This is a genomic window from Nodularia spumigena CCY9414 (genome assembly GCF_000340565.2).
Taxonomy (GTDB): domain Bacteria; phylum Cyanobacteriota; class Cyanobacteriia; order Cyanobacteriales; family Nostocaceae; genus Nodularia; species Nodularia spumigena.
This window is the reverse complement of sequence record NZ_CP007203.1, coordinates 691,886-708,357: the sequence shown is the minus strand read 5'-3', so window position 1 is coordinate 708,357 and position 16,472 is coordinate 691,886. Positions and strand designations below refer to the sequence as shown.

Genomic DNA, 16,472 nt, shown 5'->3' with positions numbered 1-16,472 from the left:
TGTATTCATTATGGCAACGGAGATTTATTGTTGTGTTTAATCCATTCAGTAGTTACAAAGCAACAGCATCTAAATGGATTACTATATTTGACTCAGCATTCTACCCAGATTCTTTAGATGAAGCTAAAATACTCTATGAAAAAGTTCTAGAGCGCTTTACAGAATTGGTAAATCAAGCGGAAAGTTCTGCAAACTTACTTGAACTTATTACAGAAGATCCTGATCCGCTACGAATTCAACTTCTTAGAATATTTCGCAGGTACGTATCACCTGATACTTCAGTTGAAATGATTAAGAGGAAGACAAAAATATTGAGTATAATTGATGATTTTGGTGATAGATTCCGTAATTTAGATGAGGTTAGGAAAAAATTAAAAGCTCGCCCAATCCCTGATGAAGCTCTGATGGCAATTCTTTTAGAACAGAAGACACGAGGACAAAAAGGTTATGACTTGACAGAAGCTTTTTTCTCACATTTTCGTAAAACTTTTGGAGAACATTACCTAATTCAAGGACCGATTCGGGGTGGAAGAGATGTAATGCTTAATGAGGTTTTAGACAATTGGGAAACTAAAACTCCAGCTGATATTCTGATATCTCGATTAGATGGAACTCCATTGGTAGTTGGATTTGCTCGTTATGACTCTGACAGAGGAGGCTCGCAAGAAGATGATCGAACAGGTGGTAATCGAGATAAAATAACAGATATTTTTAAATATGCTGATACCTATGAAGTCCCTTTAAAAGTGTTTTTTCTGAATGATGGACCAGGATTACTTCTAGGTTCTATGTGGAACGATTACGCTAGCCTGGAAAGCAACGGGAACGGTAGAATAATGGTGTGTACCTTGAAAATGCTTGACGATAGATTTACAAAAGATTGGCTTGACAGTTAAGTTGGCTATTCCAATTTTTTATCGCAGTATCAGAGATTAACTCTAACTCAGGTGTTTCCTCAAAATATAAATCCAGACCAGTATGTAAAATTCGATTTGTATTAATTAAGCTTTGTTGTTCATATTTAGTAGGATTATTTCTATTAACGAAGTCGCCCATTGCTTCAGTTCCTTTAACTAAACGTTGAACTATTGTAGTTATAGCTAGTGATGAGTTATCAATGGCTATCCATTTTCTGCCTAGCTCTTCAGCTACGGCTACAGTAGTTCCACTTCCAGCAAAGGCATCTAGAACAAGGTCTCCTGGGTTAGATGAGGCTAGAATTATTCTTTTGATAAAATCTAAATTTTTTTCTGTGGGATAGCCAGTAATTTTTATATTTTGATTATGAGCATCCTTAAAATTCAGCCAGATATCTTGAACGGAAATACCTTGACTATTATCTAAATAAACTTTTCTTCTGGGATTTCCTGTAGAAGACCAGTAGATTTCTCCTCGTGTATCCATTTCATCTAAAGTTTGAGGAGTATATTGCCAGTGTTTACCAGGAGGCGGCAGCATTCCTCTCCAAGGTTGGCCTGTTGCGCCTTTTCTTACACCTGGCGCATGAATGGGAACTTTTTTATAAATTCTTCCAGTGCGTTCTTCAACATATTGATACTCCTTCTTCGCAGTATTTTCAGTCCAAGGATCAAATTGCTGATTCCATACATAATTTTCTGTTTTTGTATAAAATAGAATATAGTCTGCAATGTTTCCATACTGATTACGTGTATAGTTTTTAGGATTACATTTTTTTCTAGTAATCCAATTGCGAAAATTTTTGGTTCCAAAAATTTCGTCCATTATAATTTTTACAGCACAAGCCATATTTTGATCTAAATGCACATATATAGAACCTTCTTCAGATAAAAGTTCTCTTAATAAAATAAGGCGTTGACGCAGAAATTCTAAATATTCCGCACCTTCCATTATGTCATGATAAGCATGGTCTCTTTTTCGTGACTCAAAACTACTCCCAGTTGCGTAAGGGGGATCAATATAAATTAACCCTACTTTACCAACAACAGCATCATTTTTTATTAACGAACTAAGAACCCTTAAATTTTCCCCATAAATTAATTGATTTATTGGTTTTTTATCTACGCTAATTATACGCCGAAGTCGCGCAGGCTGAGTCTTTAGGATCTCTTCTACAGGGATTTTTCCTTCATATTCTAGGCGGAATGATATTGTATTTTGTTTTTTACTTTTATGACCATTTTTTTTTGTTATACCTGTTGCCATTTCAACTCCTATTTTTAGTGTAATTAATTTTCATTGTGATCAATTCCCATAAAATCGTCTAAATCTTGTTTTTTAATACGCCAAACTCTTGGTCCTATTTTTGTAGCTTTAAGACGATTTGATGATATCCATCGTTGTACAGTCCTTTGGTGAACACGAAGAAGATTAGCCACTTCATTAGTTGTCAGAAATGAAATTTCATCTTCATTATTGTTGTGTTGTGCATCTTGGAGCATTTGTCGCTTTTGTCGTTAGAGTTGTATAGTATCGTTAATTATAATGTTTGACAAGGCCTTAAGCCACCACACCAACGGAGCGTTTTCGGACAAATACCCCCAAATCTGGACAATCATGGCAGTCCTGCAATAGGCAGAATTGTTGTGTAGATATTGGGCTGAGTGAAGTTTGATCGCGATCGCTCACCCAAGTCAGAAATGCTGCAAAATATAGATATTGGACTCAACAGATAATTAACTATGACTGAAGCGAAGTCAACTCGTAGAGTACACCGGGGAAGAATTTTTCCCGAAATTCAGTGGACAGAACACCAGAAAACCCAATGGAAAACTGAACGCCAAGCATTTAAACAGCGTTGTCAGTCAATTTTTGCTCAGGTACAACCAGAATTAATTAAAACTCACTATAACTGGTATGTGGCAGTTGAACCCGAAAGTGGAGAATATTTTATTAACGAAGATATCTTAGTAGTTGCACATAAGGCACATGAAAAATACCCGAATGTGAGGCTGCACGTTTTCCGCATTAATGAAAGTGGGCTGTCCGGTGGGATATGATTTTGGGCAAATTTGGTGATGAAGATGAATTATTTTGTGAAATAGAATTGATAACTGCTGACAGATTAGAAATATCAGTAGATGCACTTTTTGATAGGAATCAACGTGAATTTGTGATGTGGTAAAACTTGGTAATATAACCTACTTGTATTTTCAGCAACCCCTACTTACAAAAAGTAAAAATAGAAAACTAAGTCCTCTGTTTAGTGAGAATATTCGTTGGTAATTGTGATAGAAAATTCGATATCACCAAGTCGCGTTGCAGCCCATTTATGAGAAAGTTGAATTTCCGCAGTTGTTACAACCTCAACTAAACTCTGGCTCAACGCACTTTTACTTTCTTGAAAACCCCCAATTGTCTTCTTGCTTTCTTCATCCGTTAGTTCAATCCACACCGAGCGCGAATCAGAGAGTTCCTCGATTGATATTTTTTTATCTGACTTCATTAAAGTTGGCTCCTCATGTTATGCTTCTGACAGAATTGTAGTAGAAAATTAGAGAAAATTTCCTATATTGGGTAAAGTCTCAAGAGGGTTAAATCAGGAGCTAGATATACTGAAACTATTGCTATATATACTTTTTGATAATCATTTTTCTGTAAAAAAAATTTAGACCTAACTCGCACGGGAGATGTGGCGGTGGATATGTCGTTAGGGGTGTTAAACCTGGGATAATTTTATCACTAAATCAAAGGGTTTTCGATTTATTAAGACTTTATCATCTGTTCAGCTTTAGCTGCATTCCGCAGATAAACTGTCAATCGTTTGCTGGTGTTGCTGAAACCAAGTATGAATGTAGGTGTAGACATGGAACGTCTCTACAGGGGTTTGTACATGATCAAAAATCGTGTTCATACTTCAAATCAGCAATGTCGTTTTCTCGCTCTACAAGCCAACAGATTGCGCTGTGATCAATTTCATTGCTCGGTATATTTGACGGATCTGCAAGCAGTGTATCAATTTCTTGATAACGATGAGCTAAACTCTCGCGTAATGCAGCCATCTCCTGGATCTGATAGTCTAATTCATCTAAATGCTTCTTTACCATTACCTTCAGGTCAGCACAGGGAAGAATACCAGAGATCCTAATATCAATCAACTTTTTAATTTCGTCGAGAGAAAGCTTGAAGCGCTTGGCTTTGAGAATAAACTGCAAGCGTTCTACATCTTCTTCTGAATAGACGCGATATTGAGACTCTGTTCGCTGCGGTGGGTTAAGCAGTCCCAACCGTTCGTAATAGCGAATGGTTTGTGTTGGGATACCCATCTGACGGCTTAACTCGCCAATAAATAAACCTGATTTCACTGTCATTTTGCCTCCTGAGAGCGTGAGAGGGAGAGATAATTACCGAAGAGGCAGAGGGGCAGGGGGCAGGGAGCAGGGGGAACAAGCCCGAACCCTCTGCGCGGAGCAAAGCGGAGCAGGGGTACTCTTACCCGCCACTTCGACAAGCTCAGTACAAGCCTTTTAGGGTGCTTGGACTGGGGCGGAGTACAAGCTCCATCTCAGTCTTCTCCCTTGCTCCCTGCTCCCTGCTCCCCTGCTTCTTTTGACCCTCCCCCAAATGCTTTATCCTTGTCCGATACCAGCAGCTATCAGTGCTTCGCGGGAAACTGGTTTTTGCTGACAACACTCAGCTAGTTTGCCATTAACAACAACAGAGGGAACACGATAAACGCCGTACTGAGATGCCTTTTCTTGGTAAGATTTGGTGTCAGATTCTGAATGCAAATCGTAAATTTGTATTTCGCAGTTAGGACAGGCTAACTCTCTGACTAATTTGACAGTTTCATCACATAAGGGGCAACCTGCGGTAAAGACTTCAACTAAACGCTTGGACATATTAAACTTCTTTTTCTAAACTCTAATACCATGCTAGACCTTATACTTGACTTCAATGTCAAGCACATTATCCAAATGGGAAATGCTGTGATTTTAGGTTTGGGATATTAGTATGCTACGGAATCAGAGCTAGAAGTCTGACTAAGCTGAGAAAAAATTGTTTCCCAGTCTATTACAGGCGGTCTTGCTCCTTTGTTGACTAAATTAAAGGCTTTGTTGGCTGTGGATGGGTGAAAAATAGATTCTACACACGCAGCAGCTACGTCTATGCGGCTAGCGTCTCCTGCAAGTTGGTCGCCATTTTCTACTATTACGCCCTGTTTTCCGCCTGTTTTGGCTTTGAGTAAGGTGTTGAGGTCGTAGGATGTGTAAGGACCATCAATTAAGCGTCCTGGACGAATAATTGTATAGGGTATTCCAGAACTGATGATGGCTTGCTCTCCTTTTTCTTTGGCATCAAGTACACCAAAGGCGTTGAGAATATTAAAAGGTGGTTGATCTTTGCGGTGAATTCCCACTGAAGAGACGAAAACGAAGCGTTTTAGCTGGGGAGGTGCTACTGATACTAAGTTGCTGACACCTTCCGCATCTACTTTTGGGGGGTTATTCTTGGCTGTGCGATCGCGATATTCTGAGTCAATTAAAATTCTTCCCCATTCTAATAAGTTGGGTTTGGGTTCAAATTCCCATCTCTGGGAAGGAAAGGCAGTAGTTCCAGTACAACAGATAATATAGTTAATATCCTGAATGGCTGGGGCGAGTGTAGTGATATCGCGGATGTCACCAACGGCAATTTCTACCTTTTCATTAAACATTTTTGCGGCTTTGGCGGCGTTGCGGGTGAGGATACGCACTTTCATCCCTTTCTCTAGCAAGTTGGCTGTGACAAGTTGTCCTACGCCACCAGTAGCACCAGCAATTAGCACTAAATCTTCCATGAACTGACCTTAAGATAGTTTAATGCTAATCTAGCTAATACTTTGGGTGTAATGTTTCTGCCTAGAGAGAGCATCTCATACAAAAACCCGGTCATAATAACCGGGCTTCTGATTCAGGAGGTGGGGATATGTTCCCCGATGAGTTATAGAAGTTCTGTATAAATCGCCGTACTGATAAGTAATACCACCGCAGCCCAGACAATTCCGGAAAACTAGCAAAATTTTTTTCGCCCAAACTCTTGAGATTCCCTAGTACAGCACGGCGTAAATAAGCATAACTATTGCAAAAAGTTCAAAATTCCAAAATAAAAGCCTTTTGACTTTTGACTTTTGACTTTTGACTTCCGCGAAGCGGTAATACCCATTACCCTGGAAAATATACTAAAATCAATGACTTGAGTCATAAAGAGAGCAATCATGGCATCCATCCGCGAGTTGCATGAACAATTAATTAAAAAAGAATGTTCTGCTGTTGAAATTACCCAAGAAGCTTTAGACCGTATTCAAGCCTTAGAACCGAAATTACACAGTTTCTTACACGTAACGACAGAGAAGGCGTTAGCGCAGGCTCGTGCTGTGGATGCCAAAATCGCTGCTGGTGAAGAAATAGGACTACTGGCGGGGATTCCTATCGGCATTAAAGACAATTTGTGTACTCAGGGGATTCCTACTACTTGCGCTTCGCGAATTTTAGAGAATTTTGTGCCGCCTTATGAATCAACTGTGACACAAAAGTTGATTGATGCCGGGGCTGTAATGATTGGCAAAACCAATCTAGATGAATTTGGTATGGGTAGTTCTACAGAAAATTCTGCCTACCAAATTACTAATAATCCTTGGGATTTATCACGGGTTCCTGGTGGTTCTTCAGGGGGTTCGGCGGCGGCGGTGGCGGCTGGGGAATGTGTTGTGTCTCTGGGTACGGATACGGGCGGTTCTATTCGACAACCTGCGGCTTTTTGTGGTGTGGTGGGAATGAAGCCAACTTACGGGCTGGTGTCTCGCTATGGTTTGATTGCTTATGCTTCATCTTTGGATCAAATTGGACCATTTGGACGCACAGTGGAAGATGCGGCTATAGTATTGAATGCGATCGCAGGTTACGATCCCAAAGACTCTACTAGCCTAAAAGTGGAAATCCCCAACTACGTCTCCAGCTTAAAACCAGACCTCAGAGCTAGAGGAAAGCTGCGAATTGGCGTGATTAAAGAAACTTTTGGGAATGGTTTGGACTCTGTGGTGGAACAAGCTGTTACTAAAGCCTTAGATGTCTTACAAAGTTTGGGAGCCGAGGTTCATATCATTTCCTGTCCCAATTTCCGCTATGGCGTACCTAGTTACTACATCATTGCGCCATCGGAAGCATCAGCCAATCTGGCTCGTTACGATGGTGTAAAATACGGCTTCCGGGCTGAGGATGCCGATAATCTGCTATCTATGTATACTCGTACCCGTTCCACTGGTTTTGGTACAGAAGTTAAACGCCGAATTATGATTGGCACTTACGCTCTTTCGGCTGGCTATTATGACGCATACTATCTGAAGGCGCAGAAAATCCGGACTTTGATTAAGCAAGACTTTGAAAAAGCGTTTAAGATGGTTGATGTTTTAGTTTCTCCTACTGCTCCCACCACAGCATTTAAGACAGGAGAAAAAGTTAGTGATCCTCTGAGTATGTACTTAAATGACTTGATGACTATTCCCGTAAATCTGGCAGGTTTACCGGGCTTAAGTATACCTTGCGGTTTTGATCAACAAGGCTTACCCATTGGAATGCAGCTCATTGGCCAGGTGCTGCGAGAAGATCAACTATTTCAGGTAGCTTATGCTTATGAGCAATCTACTAGTTGGCTTGTCAATAAGCCGCGAATTTGAGGTATTGCGACTACTTCCATCGGTACTAGAGGAATTATTCGACCACAGATAAGGGACTTGCAATTAATCAGAACTTACGCAAAAACTCTCTCAAACCCTTATTCCTCTGTGTCCTCTGTGTCTGGTGTGGTTCGTTATTCCCTAATTTGTGCGTAAGTCCTAATTTATTTTTTGGTGAACCCTAAACACAGATAAACACAGATAATATAGTACCTAGCAGACTAGGAAATTCTATATCGCTGGGTTAGGTTGCAATCAGAGCAAATTTTGCTCTTGATCATCTGCTCTTGTGCGCCTAATCCACTGTCATTCTCTGTGAAAAATCAAATATTATTCCCATATTTAAGGGTGAAACTACTTAAAATCGGTGGATAAGTTCGATTTTTATGGTAAATTACCCAACCTGACTAGGTTGATATTTATTTCTGCCATTATAAATATTTGTTAAAGTATAAACTCAAGTAGTTAAATTTCAACAAACCCCAATTTTCAATGTCATTGAGTTTCAAGGTGCTACTGACGGTAGGAATATTTGTTGTCATCGCCTACTTAGCCATTTGTCTACTTCTGTTTGTGAAGCAGCATCAGTTTATTTTCTTTCCCTCTAGTGTGATTGAAAGAACACCAGAGGTTTTTAATCTCTCATACGAGGATGTCTGGTTACCTATAAACAGCGATGGTGAAACGAAACTGATTCACGGTTGGTGGATTAAATCCCCACAACCAGATGCTCATGTTTTGCTGTATCTGCATGGTAACGCCATCAATGTAGGTGCAAATGTTGGTCATGCTAATCGGTTTCATCAACAAGGATTTTCTGTGCTGCTGATTGATTATCGCGGGTATGGTCGCAGTGAAGGTGACTTTCCTAACGAAAAGCGGGTTTATCAGGATGCAGTCTTAGCGTGGAATTACTTGGTACAAGATCAGCAGATTCCGCCGGGTGAAATTTTTATTTATGGCCATTCTATGGGGGGTGCGATCGCTATTGATTTGGCTCTCAAACACCCAGAAGCTGCTGGTTTGATTGTGGAAAGTTCTTTTACTTCTATCCAGGATATGGTGGCTTACCGGAACTTGTTTCGGATTTTTCCGGTCAATTTGCTTTTGACGCAGCGCTTTGAATCAATTAAAAAAGTCCCGCAGTTAAAAATACCAGTGTTGTTTATTCATGGTACTGCTGATACAACTGTGCCATCTTTCATGAGCCAAAAACTTTATCACGCTACTCCCGAACCGAAAAAACTGTTTTTGGTGCCAGCAGCAGATCATAATGATACAGCGATTGTGGCTGGTGATGAATATATGCAATGGGTCAGGTCTTTTGTGGAACGAGTCAAAAAATACAGCTATTTAAGTAATAATTAGAACTTGACTTTTGTGTAAATTCTGTTTAACAGGTGTTGAGGATTGCGTCATGGCGCTGCACAAATATCGGCTTTAATAGCAATTTTTACGGACAACATTAGCGTTATACAGCAATAGTAAATCAAATATCATTCAGTTAGCTAACTATTTTTTTGGGAAAACTAGATAATTCATCCAGAATAATCCGGATATTCAAACACTGAAAGCGAGAAATTATTGTGAAACTAGAATCCCCGTGCGTTCACGCCGGGGAGTGCCAACCTCATTAATTAGGGCTTGCTGAATAAAGGTGAAACCGTTATCCATCAAGGGTGTAAATCACCTGAAAAGTTAAAAAGGTGCAAGGAATAAAGCTTGTGAAGATGAAAAGTTATGCATTGATTGCATAGTCAGATATTTTCGCCAAGATAAATCCTCAAAACCCTGTTCCCTATTTTCACAAATTACTTTTTACACACCCTGCTATATAAAACCTAGACAAAACTAGACTTTACTTTCTACTTCAACGGGAGCATGGGAGCAGTTATCCCTCAGTAGACTTTCACGCCTTAGCCAGACGCGATTGTGTTCCAATTAAGTTTCTGAAAAAGACTACCACCATCATTGCTTGGTTTTCGCGTCGGCAATAGTCTCAATTCAATACTTGATATCACCGTATTATATATCAAGTAGTTGATTTTTTCCTAAAATATATATTGATTTTTGTCAATATAAGTATAGTTTTGTCTATGAAATTGTCAACTTAGGACTTGCTCTAACTCTGCAAAGTTCCCTTGGTGGACTACTGGAGTGGTAAAAAAGATACTTTTAAAGATTTATTAATCATTAAATAATAATTCCTTAACTTTGAAATTGCATTATATACGAGTCGTTATAGCAATTCTTAAAGATTTATGAACAACTTTTTCACCTACACAAAGAAGCCTTTTTAGGGATGATTCTGGGGTATTGGGTGCTGGGAATGAAGAAGAAAATTCTTTGTTCACACCAAAGTTTGGAAATTGACTACAGGTTATCCCTAATACTTCTTGACGTGAAATCTTGGCCGTCTCAGGATTTCAAATGTGACTGTTGCTTAAATTACGTATATTTTCCTGTTTTCACAAAAGATCAGTGTGAATTCTACACCATCCAGGGGTGAAAGGGCATATCGTGACTAATTGATAAGTTACCTGGACATCAAATATATACGTACATTTTCTTAGATAACGCCCAAACATTGGATCACTTTTGAGTAAGTTCCAAGCCTCGACCAATACCGTCTTCCCTACACCCTACCCCCTACACCCTATTCGTGACCCTGTTTTTAGCAATTTTGATTCTTCTAAACCTACTATGTCTAAAATTCAACTGAATCCCATTGGAACCTACGAAACTGCCATCTTTGATGATAGCGCTGCTGAAATAGTCGTCCATGATCCACAAACTCAACGACTGTTTGTAGTCAATGCCAGCACTCCGGCAGTAGATGTGCTAGATATTAGTGACCCTACAAACCCTACCAAGCTGTTTTCCCTTGATCCATCTGCCTATGGGTCAACTGCCAACAGTGTAGCGGTGTTAAATGGCATCGTGGCAGTAGCTATTGATAATGTTGTGGCTACAGATCCCGGCAGCGTGGTATTCTTCGACACGGATGGTAATTTCCTAAATGCTGTCACCGTGGGAGCCTTACCTGATATGTTGCTGTTTACCCCCGACGGCACCAAAATACTGGTAGGTAACGAAGGGGAACCTAACGATGATTACACCATCGATCCAGAGGGTTCTGTCAGCATTATTGATATTTCCGGCGGCGTTGCTAACCTGACTCAAGCCAATGTCACCACCGCCGACTTCACAGGCTTTAATGAGCAGAAAGAAGCCTTAATTGCTGCTGGAGTGCGGATCTTTGGACCCAATGCTACTGTAGCTCAGGATGTAGAGCCAGAATACATTGTAGTTTCTAGTGATTCTCGTACAGCCTATGTAGCCCTGCAAGAGAATAACGCCATTGCGGTAGTAGATATTGAGTCTGGCACAGTTACAGATATTTTACCCCTTGGCTATAAGTCCCACGGTGTGGAGTTATTTACCTTTGACCGCACCACCCTACCTGCCTTTGATGGTACTACTAGCGTAGAACCTGCTATCAGTGGGGAGATTTTACTGGGTGGCTTGTCTGGGATGTTCTTTGAAAGCTTCACCGAGTCGGGAAATCTGCAATTTATTGGCGTACCCGATCGCAATCCCTCCAGCACCAGGGATACTACAGGAGATGGTAGCAATGATGCACGGGTGTTTCCCTTTGCCGATGCACCCACAGAAATCGTCCGCTTTGAGCTAGACCGCAACAGTCGCCAAATCACTGTTACCGAGCGTGTGCAACTGTTCCGCGAGGATGGTACAACCCCTGTCACCCGCTTGCCTAATATACAGGGTGATGACAATGGTTTAACCCCCATTGCTCCCGATGGAACTGTGTTGGACTTCGACCCCTACGGCGCTGATTTTGAAGGGGTGTTGCGTACAGAGGATGGCAGTTATTGGCTAGTAGACGAATATCGCCCCGCCATTTACCACTTTGACACTAACGGTATTTTAATCAATCGTTTTGTAGCTGAGGGTACTGCTGCAAGTGCTGGACAACCTGTAGGCACATTTGGTTCAGAAGTTCTACCTGCCGAATACGCTCTAAGCAGAGATAATCGAGGCTTTGAGGGGCTAGCCTACCAAGATGGTAAGGTTTTTGCCTTTGTGCAAAGTCCTTTAAACAACCCCAACTCTCGCAACTCAGAAGTAATTCGCATTGTAGAGTTGGATGTAGCTACCTCCACCGCTACAGGTGAATACCTCTACGTACTAGAAGGTGGTCAAAGTGATAAAATTGGCGATGCAGTTTCCCTGGGAGACGGTACCGGCGAATTTTTAGTAATTGAGCGAGACTCAATAGCCGGTCGTGATTCCATTAAAAATGTCTTCCGCATTAACTTAGCAGAAGCCACCAATTTGATGACTGTGGATGCCGGCACACTACCTGCTGATGCCACCTTTGACAGCTTATCTGCCACAGAACTACAAGCCTTGGGTATTAATCCCGTAGGTAAAACTTTAGAAGTGGATTTAGCCAAGATTGGCTATGATTTGGTGGATAAACCCGAAGGATTGGCTTTAATTGATGCCAATACTATTGCTGTCCTCAACGATAATGACTTTGAGGCTGGCCCTTCAGTCTTGGGATTGATTGACCTACGCAGTGTAAATAATCCTCTGGATGGGAGCGATCGCGATGGGGCTATCAACATCACCAACTATCCTAATCTGTATGGTACATACCACCCAGATGGAATTGCTATCACCGAAATTAACGGTCAGACCTACATCGTCACTGCCAACGAAGGGGATGCTCGCGACTACGACGGATTCAGCGAAGAGGCTAGGGTAAAGGACTTGGTACTCGACCGCGATGCCTTCCCCCACGCCCGTGAACTGCAAGCTGATGCAAATTTGGGTCGTCTGACAGTCACCACCGTCAATGGTATTAGTGATGGGGTCTTCTTTAAGTCCGACCTCACCGGCTCTCAGGAAACGGTTCCTGTCACCACTGAAGCTAGTGGTAGTGCTGTTCTGAAGCTGAACGAAGACCGCACCGCTCTGAGCTACGAGTTGACCGTCGAGGGTCTGGACTTTGGCTCGATTTTAGGATTAGATCCCCAAACCCCTGATACCACTGCTGATGATGTGACTATGCTGCACTTACATGAAGCCGCAGCAGGGGAAAATGGTTCTGTAGTCTTTGGAATTTTAAGCCCCAACCAAGACCCGGAACTGAGCTTCACCATTAATCAGGATGGTTCTACTACCCTTAAAGGCATCTGGCGGGAAAGTGACCCAGCTAACAAGTCTTTGAGTGAATTTATCCCTACCTTAGTCGATGCCAGCATTGATGATCAGGTGAATTTGTACTTCAATGTCCACACTGAGGGCAACCCTGGGGGTGAAATTCGCGGACAACTGACCTCAACCCTAGCTTACAACGAGCTATACGCCTTTGGTGGACGCTCTTTCGGTATCTGGGATACTGAAGGAAATCTGGTCTATGACAGTGGATCTGACTTTGAGCGAATCACAGCCGCGCGGTTCCCTGACAATTTCAACTCTAACCACAGCGAAACCAACTTTGAAGGCCGCAGCGATAATAAAGGCCCCGAACCGGAAGGGGTGACTATTGGTGAAATCGACGGACGCACCTATGCCTTTGTGGGTCTGGAGCGTATGGGTGGCGTAATGACCTACGACATTACCAATCCGGCTGAGGCTTTCTTTGTAGACTACACCAACAACCGCGACTTTAGTGAAGCTTCTGATTCAGGACTAGCTGGGGATTTAGGTGCTGAGGGTATAATTTTCATCTCTGCCGAAGATAGCCCTAATGGTCAACCTCTGCTAGTGGTGGGCAATGAAGTCAGTGGTACTACGACTCTATTTGAAATTGCTCCTGCTCCCTTTACCCTGCAACTGTTCCATTTTGCCGACCAAGAAGCAGGTATTTCCGCTTTTGAAGACGCGCCTCGGTTCTCTGCGGTACTAAATGCCCTTAAAGCAGAAGATATTGATCAAGATGGTGTGTCTGGCTTCGACAATACCCTGATTCTTTCTTCTGGCGATGCGATTATTCCAGGTTTATTCTTCAACGCCTCTGAATCTGTTTATGGTGGCAGAGGCCGGGGCGACATTTTAATTCAGAATGCTTTGGGAGTACAGGCGATCGCCTTTGGAAACCACGAGTTTGACCTCGGTACGGAGGTAGTTAGAGATTTAATTGCCGGTGATGCAGAAGATAATTTCCCTGGAACTGCTTTCCCTTACCTGAGTTCTAACCTGGACTTCAGCACCGATAGTAACCTGGCTGACTTAGTTGTTCCCGATGCCCAAGCTCCTGAACCTAACAGTATTGCCGCTAGCGTGGTGATTGATGTCAATGGCGAGAAAATTGGGGTTGTTGGTGCTACCACGCCAACTCTGCCCGTGATCTCTAGTCCGGGAGATGTCACTGTTAACCCACAACCCTTTGATGGCAATCCCACTTCTGCCCAACTCGATGCCTTAGCAGCTGAGATTCAAGCTGATGTCGATGCCCTGTTAGCGGCTAACCCCGATATCAATAAGGTGGTTGTACTGGCTCATATGCAGCAGTTAGCTATTGAGCAGGAGTTGGCAAGTCGGTTGAGCGATGTCGATATTATTGTGGCTGGTGGTTCCAACACCCGCTTGCTAGATGAAACTGATCGCCTCCGGGCTGGGGATACAAATCAAGGAACCTATCCCATATTCACAACCGATGCTGATGGCAACCCTGTCGCTGTTGTCAATACCGATGGTAACTACAAATACCTGGGTCGTTTAGTTATCGACTTTGATGACAACGGTGTAATTATCCCAGACAGCTATGACTCAGCCATTAGTGGAGCTTATGCTACCGATGCTCAGGGAGTGGCAGATTTAGGGGCTGAGGCTCTGGTTGATCCGCAAATTCAAGCCATTGTGGATAATTTGCGTGATGTGGTTGTGCAGCAGGAAAGCAACTTCTTTGGTATTAGCGAAGTATTTTTGAATGGCGATCGCAACAGTGTACGACGGCAGGAAACAAACTTGGGTAATCTCACCGCCGATGCTAATTTGGCACTGGCTCAGGAAGTAGACTCGGATGTAGTGATTTCTTTGAAGAACGGCGGCGGTATTCGCAACAATATTGGTCGAGTAGTTGTACCTACAGGCAGCACCGGGGAAGTTGAAACTCTACCCAACGAAGCCGTCACAGATGCTGACGGTAATATTGTCAAGCCCGAAGGTGGCATTTCGGAAAACGATATCGCCAACGCCCTCAGTTTCAATAATGGCTTGACATTGGTGACTGTTACTGCAACCGAACTCTTAGCTTTGGTAGAACACGCCGTAGCTTCTAGCACTTCAGATGATTCCACAACTCCGGGAAGTTTCCCACAAATTGCTGGCTTCTCCTTTAGCTTTGACCTCTCCCGTGAACCAGGTAATCGTGTTCTATCTCTAGCTATTGAAGACGAAACTGGAAAAGACTTGGATGTAGTAGTGCAAGCAGGGGAAATCGTCGGTGATGCCAACCGCACCTTCCGCATGGTTACTCTTAACTTCCTAGCTGGCGGCGGTGACGGTTATCCTTTCCCCCAAGGCGACAGCGCGAACAGAGTAGATTTAGCTCAAGCAGACGATGCCCCTCGCACTGGTAATGCTTCCTTTGCCGCCGATGGTACTGAACAAGATGCTTTGGCAGAGTACCTATTCGATAATTTCCTGAACACACCCTTTAGTGAAGCAGATACACCTCGTGAGTTTGATCAACGACTGCAAAATCTAGCCTTCCGAGCCGATACAGTTATTGACCCCGAACCCCTGACAGTATTTAGCGGCACTCCTGGTACTGACGAGTTGATGTTGACTAGCGCTCAATCTGGATTCACAGCCTTTACAGGCGATGGCGATGACGATGTAGACGCAAGTCAGGCTTCTCCAGCGCAGATATACGGCGGTAGAGGCAACGATACAATCTTAGTCGGTAGCGAAACTTACGCCAGTGGTGGTGATGGTGATGATACTTTAATCCTCGGCGCACAAGGTGCGGCTGGTGGCAGCGTGTTAGATGGCGGTAAGGGTAATGATTCCCTCCTAGTCATCGAAGCGGCTGAGTCTAATATCCTGCTTGGGGCGGCTGATAACGACAATCTCCAAGTTGCCGAAGGAAGTGGGCAAATGCTCTTTGGTGGTTCTAGTAATGATGTGCTGCGTTCTAGTGCCGACGGTAACAATCGCCTCTACGGTGGTTCCGGTGATGACACATTGTACTCCACAGTAGGCGATCGCCTGTTTGGTGGCGATGGCGATGATAGCCTCTACGCCGGACAAGGAGGTAACAATTTCCTCTGGGGTGGTGCTGGGGCAGATAACTTCTGGTTAGTAGTTAGTGGTTCCTTACCCGATGCTTCCAATGTCGTCAAGGACTTTGAACTAGGAATAGACCGCATCGGTATGGGTGGCATTACTTCTAACCAAGTAAGTTTCCTGAGTCAGAACGGCGATACCCTAATTCAAATTGGTGGTACTGATGTCGCCCTACTAGAAGGCGTGAACCAGAACCAATTCAATGTCAACGATCCTAATCAGTTCATCTTTGCTTAAGCGTTAGACAGATAGCGTTGCAAGTCCAGCTTTATCGGCTGGACTTTTGGGGAGCAGGGAGCAGGGGAGAGACTGGGACAAAGCTTGTACTCCGCGCCAGATCAAGCGTCCTAGAAGCGGCACACTGTATCAGGACTTACGCAAAATTATGAAAAAACGAACCGCAAAGGACACAAAGGACACAAAGTTAAGAGGGTTTTAGAGAGTTCTTGCGTAAGTCCTATGTATCACTTGCCGAAGTGGAGGAAGCTTGATACCCATGTTCCGTCTCTCTACAAGA

General features: G+C 43.0%; 11 protein-coding genes. 5 read left to right on the top strand and 6 right to left on the bottom strand.

Annotated elements, in window-relative coordinates; translation table 11 throughout:
• The first annotated feature begins 32 nt into the window (after positions 1-32).
• Positions 33-896 carry a hypothetical protein gene (locus NSP_RS03200; RefSeq protein WP_006194215.1) on the top strand — a complete coding sequence of 288 codons (864 nt, stop codon included), beginning with the start codon at positions 33-35 and terminating at the stop codon, positions 894-896.
• Here NSP_RS03200 and NSP_RS03195 read toward each other — a convergent pair.
• Positions 871-2,184 (bottom strand): site-specific DNA-methyltransferase, encoded by a 1,314-nt coding sequence (locus tag NSP_RS03195; RefSeq protein WP_006194216.1) that lies wholly within the window; start codon positions 2,182-2,184, stop codon positions 871-873. The genes NSP_RS03200 and NSP_RS03195 overlap by 26 nt on opposite strands.
• Before the next feature lie 23 nt (positions 2,185-2,207).
• Entirely contained in the window at positions 2,208-2,420 is a 213-nt protein-coding gene (locus NSP_RS03190; protein ID WP_006194217.1) for a helix-turn-helix domain-containing protein, read from the bottom strand.
• A gap of 240 nt (positions 2,421-2,660) precedes the next feature.
• On the opposite strand from NSP_RS03190, the gene NSP_RS03185 reads away from it, so the two are divergent.
• A complete protein-coding gene (locus tag NSP_RS03185; RefSeq protein ID WP_006194218.1) occupies positions 2,661-2,978 on the top strand; it encodes a hypothetical protein in 318 nt (105 codons plus the stop codon).
• A 203-nt stretch (positions 2,979-3,181) separates the two neighbouring features.
• On the opposite strand, the gene NSP_RS03180 is transcribed toward NSP_RS03185, so the two are convergent.
• The 4 genes from NSP_RS03180 to NSP_RS03165 form a co-directional block, all read right to left on the bottom strand.
• On the bottom strand, positions 3,182-3,424 hold the full coding sequence (locus NSP_RS03180; protein WP_006194220.1) for a hypothetical protein: 243 nt from the start codon (positions 3,422-3,424) through the stop codon (positions 3,182-3,184).
• A gap of 391 nt (positions 3,425-3,815) precedes the next feature.
• Positions 3,816-4,289, bottom strand: a complete 474-nt coding sequence (locus NSP_RS03175) for a heavy metal-responsive transcriptional regulator (protein WP_006194221.1) — start codon at positions 4,287-4,289, stop codon at positions 3,816-3,818.
• 258 nt (positions 4,290-4,547) lie between these two features.
• Positions 4,548-4,820: a thioredoxin family protein gene (locus tag NSP_RS03170; RefSeq protein WP_006194222.1), complete on the bottom strand. Its 273-nt coding sequence runs from the start codon at positions 4,818-4,820 to the stop codon at positions 4,548-4,550.
• A 107-nt stretch (positions 4,821-4,927) separates the two neighbouring features.
• Positions 4,928-5,758, bottom strand: a complete 831-nt coding sequence (locus NSP_RS03165) for an SDR family oxidoreductase (RefSeq protein ID WP_006194223.1) — start codon at positions 5,756-5,758, stop codon at positions 4,928-4,930.
• 417 nt (positions 5,759-6,175) lie between these two features.
• On the opposite strand from NSP_RS03165, the gene gatA reads away from it, so the two are divergent.
• The 3 genes from gatA (at position 6,176) to NSP_RS03145 (ending at position 16,192) form a co-directional block, all read left to right on the top strand.
• The gene (gene gatA, locus NSP_RS03155) at positions 6,176-7,633 is read left to right on the top strand and encodes an Asp-tRNA(Asn)/Glu-tRNA(Gln) amidotransferase subunit GatA (RefSeq protein WP_006194225.1); all 1,458 of its coding nucleotides are present in this window, start codon (positions 6,176-6,178) and stop codon (positions 7,631-7,633) included.
• Positions 7,634-8,125: 492 nt separating this feature from the next.
• A complete protein-coding gene (locus NSP_RS03150; RefSeq protein ID WP_006194226.1) occupies positions 8,126-9,001 on the top strand; it encodes an alpha/beta hydrolase in 876 nt (291 codons plus the stop codon).
• A 1,335-nt stretch (positions 9,002-10,336) separates the two neighbouring features.
• The gene (locus NSP_RS03145; protein ID WP_006194227.1) at positions 10,337-16,192 is read left to right on the top strand and encodes a choice-of-anchor I domain-containing protein; all 5,856 of its coding nucleotides are present in this window, start codon (positions 10,337-10,339) and stop codon (positions 16,190-16,192) included.
• Positions 16,193-16,472: the final 280 nt, after the last annotated feature.

Coding starts and splice junctions, on each gene's coding strand:
- NSP_RS03175 (WP_006194221.1), bottom strand. CDS start 4,289: ATGACAGTGAAATCAGGTTTATTTATTGGCGAGTTAAGCCGTCAGATG.
- NSP_RS03185 (WP_006194218.1), top strand. CDS start 2,661: ATGACTGAAGCGAAGTCAACTCGTAGAGTACACCGGGGAAGAATTTTT.
- NSP_RS03190 (WP_006194217.1), bottom strand. CDS start 2,420: ATGCTCCAAGATGCACAACACAACAATAATGAAGATGAAATTTCATTT.
- NSP_RS03150 (WP_006194226.1), top strand. CDS start 8,126: ATGTCATTGAGTTTCAAGGTGCTACTGACGGTAGGAATATTTGTTGTC.
- NSP_RS03170 (WP_006194222.1), bottom strand. CDS start 4,820: ATGTCCAAGCGTTTAGTTGAAGTCTTTACCGCAGGTTGCCCCTTATGT.
- NSP_RS03145 (WP_006194227.1), top strand. CDS start 10,337: ATGTCTAAAATTCAACTGAATCCCATTGGAACCTACGAAACTGCCATC.
- NSP_RS03165 (WP_006194223.1), bottom strand. CDS start 5,758: ATGGAAGATTTAGTGCTAATTGCTGGTGCTACTGGTGGCGTAGGACAA.
- NSP_RS03195 (WP_006194216.1), bottom strand. CDS start 2,184: ATGGCAACAGGTATAACAAAAAAAAATGGTCATAAAAGTAAAAAACAA.
- gatA (WP_006194225.1), top strand. CDS start 6,176: ATGGCATCCATCCGCGAGTTGCATGAACAATTAATTAAAAAAGAATGT.
- NSP_RS03180 (WP_006194220.1), bottom strand. CDS start 3,424: ATGAAGTCAGATAAAAAAATATCAATCGAGGAACTCTCTGATTCGCGC.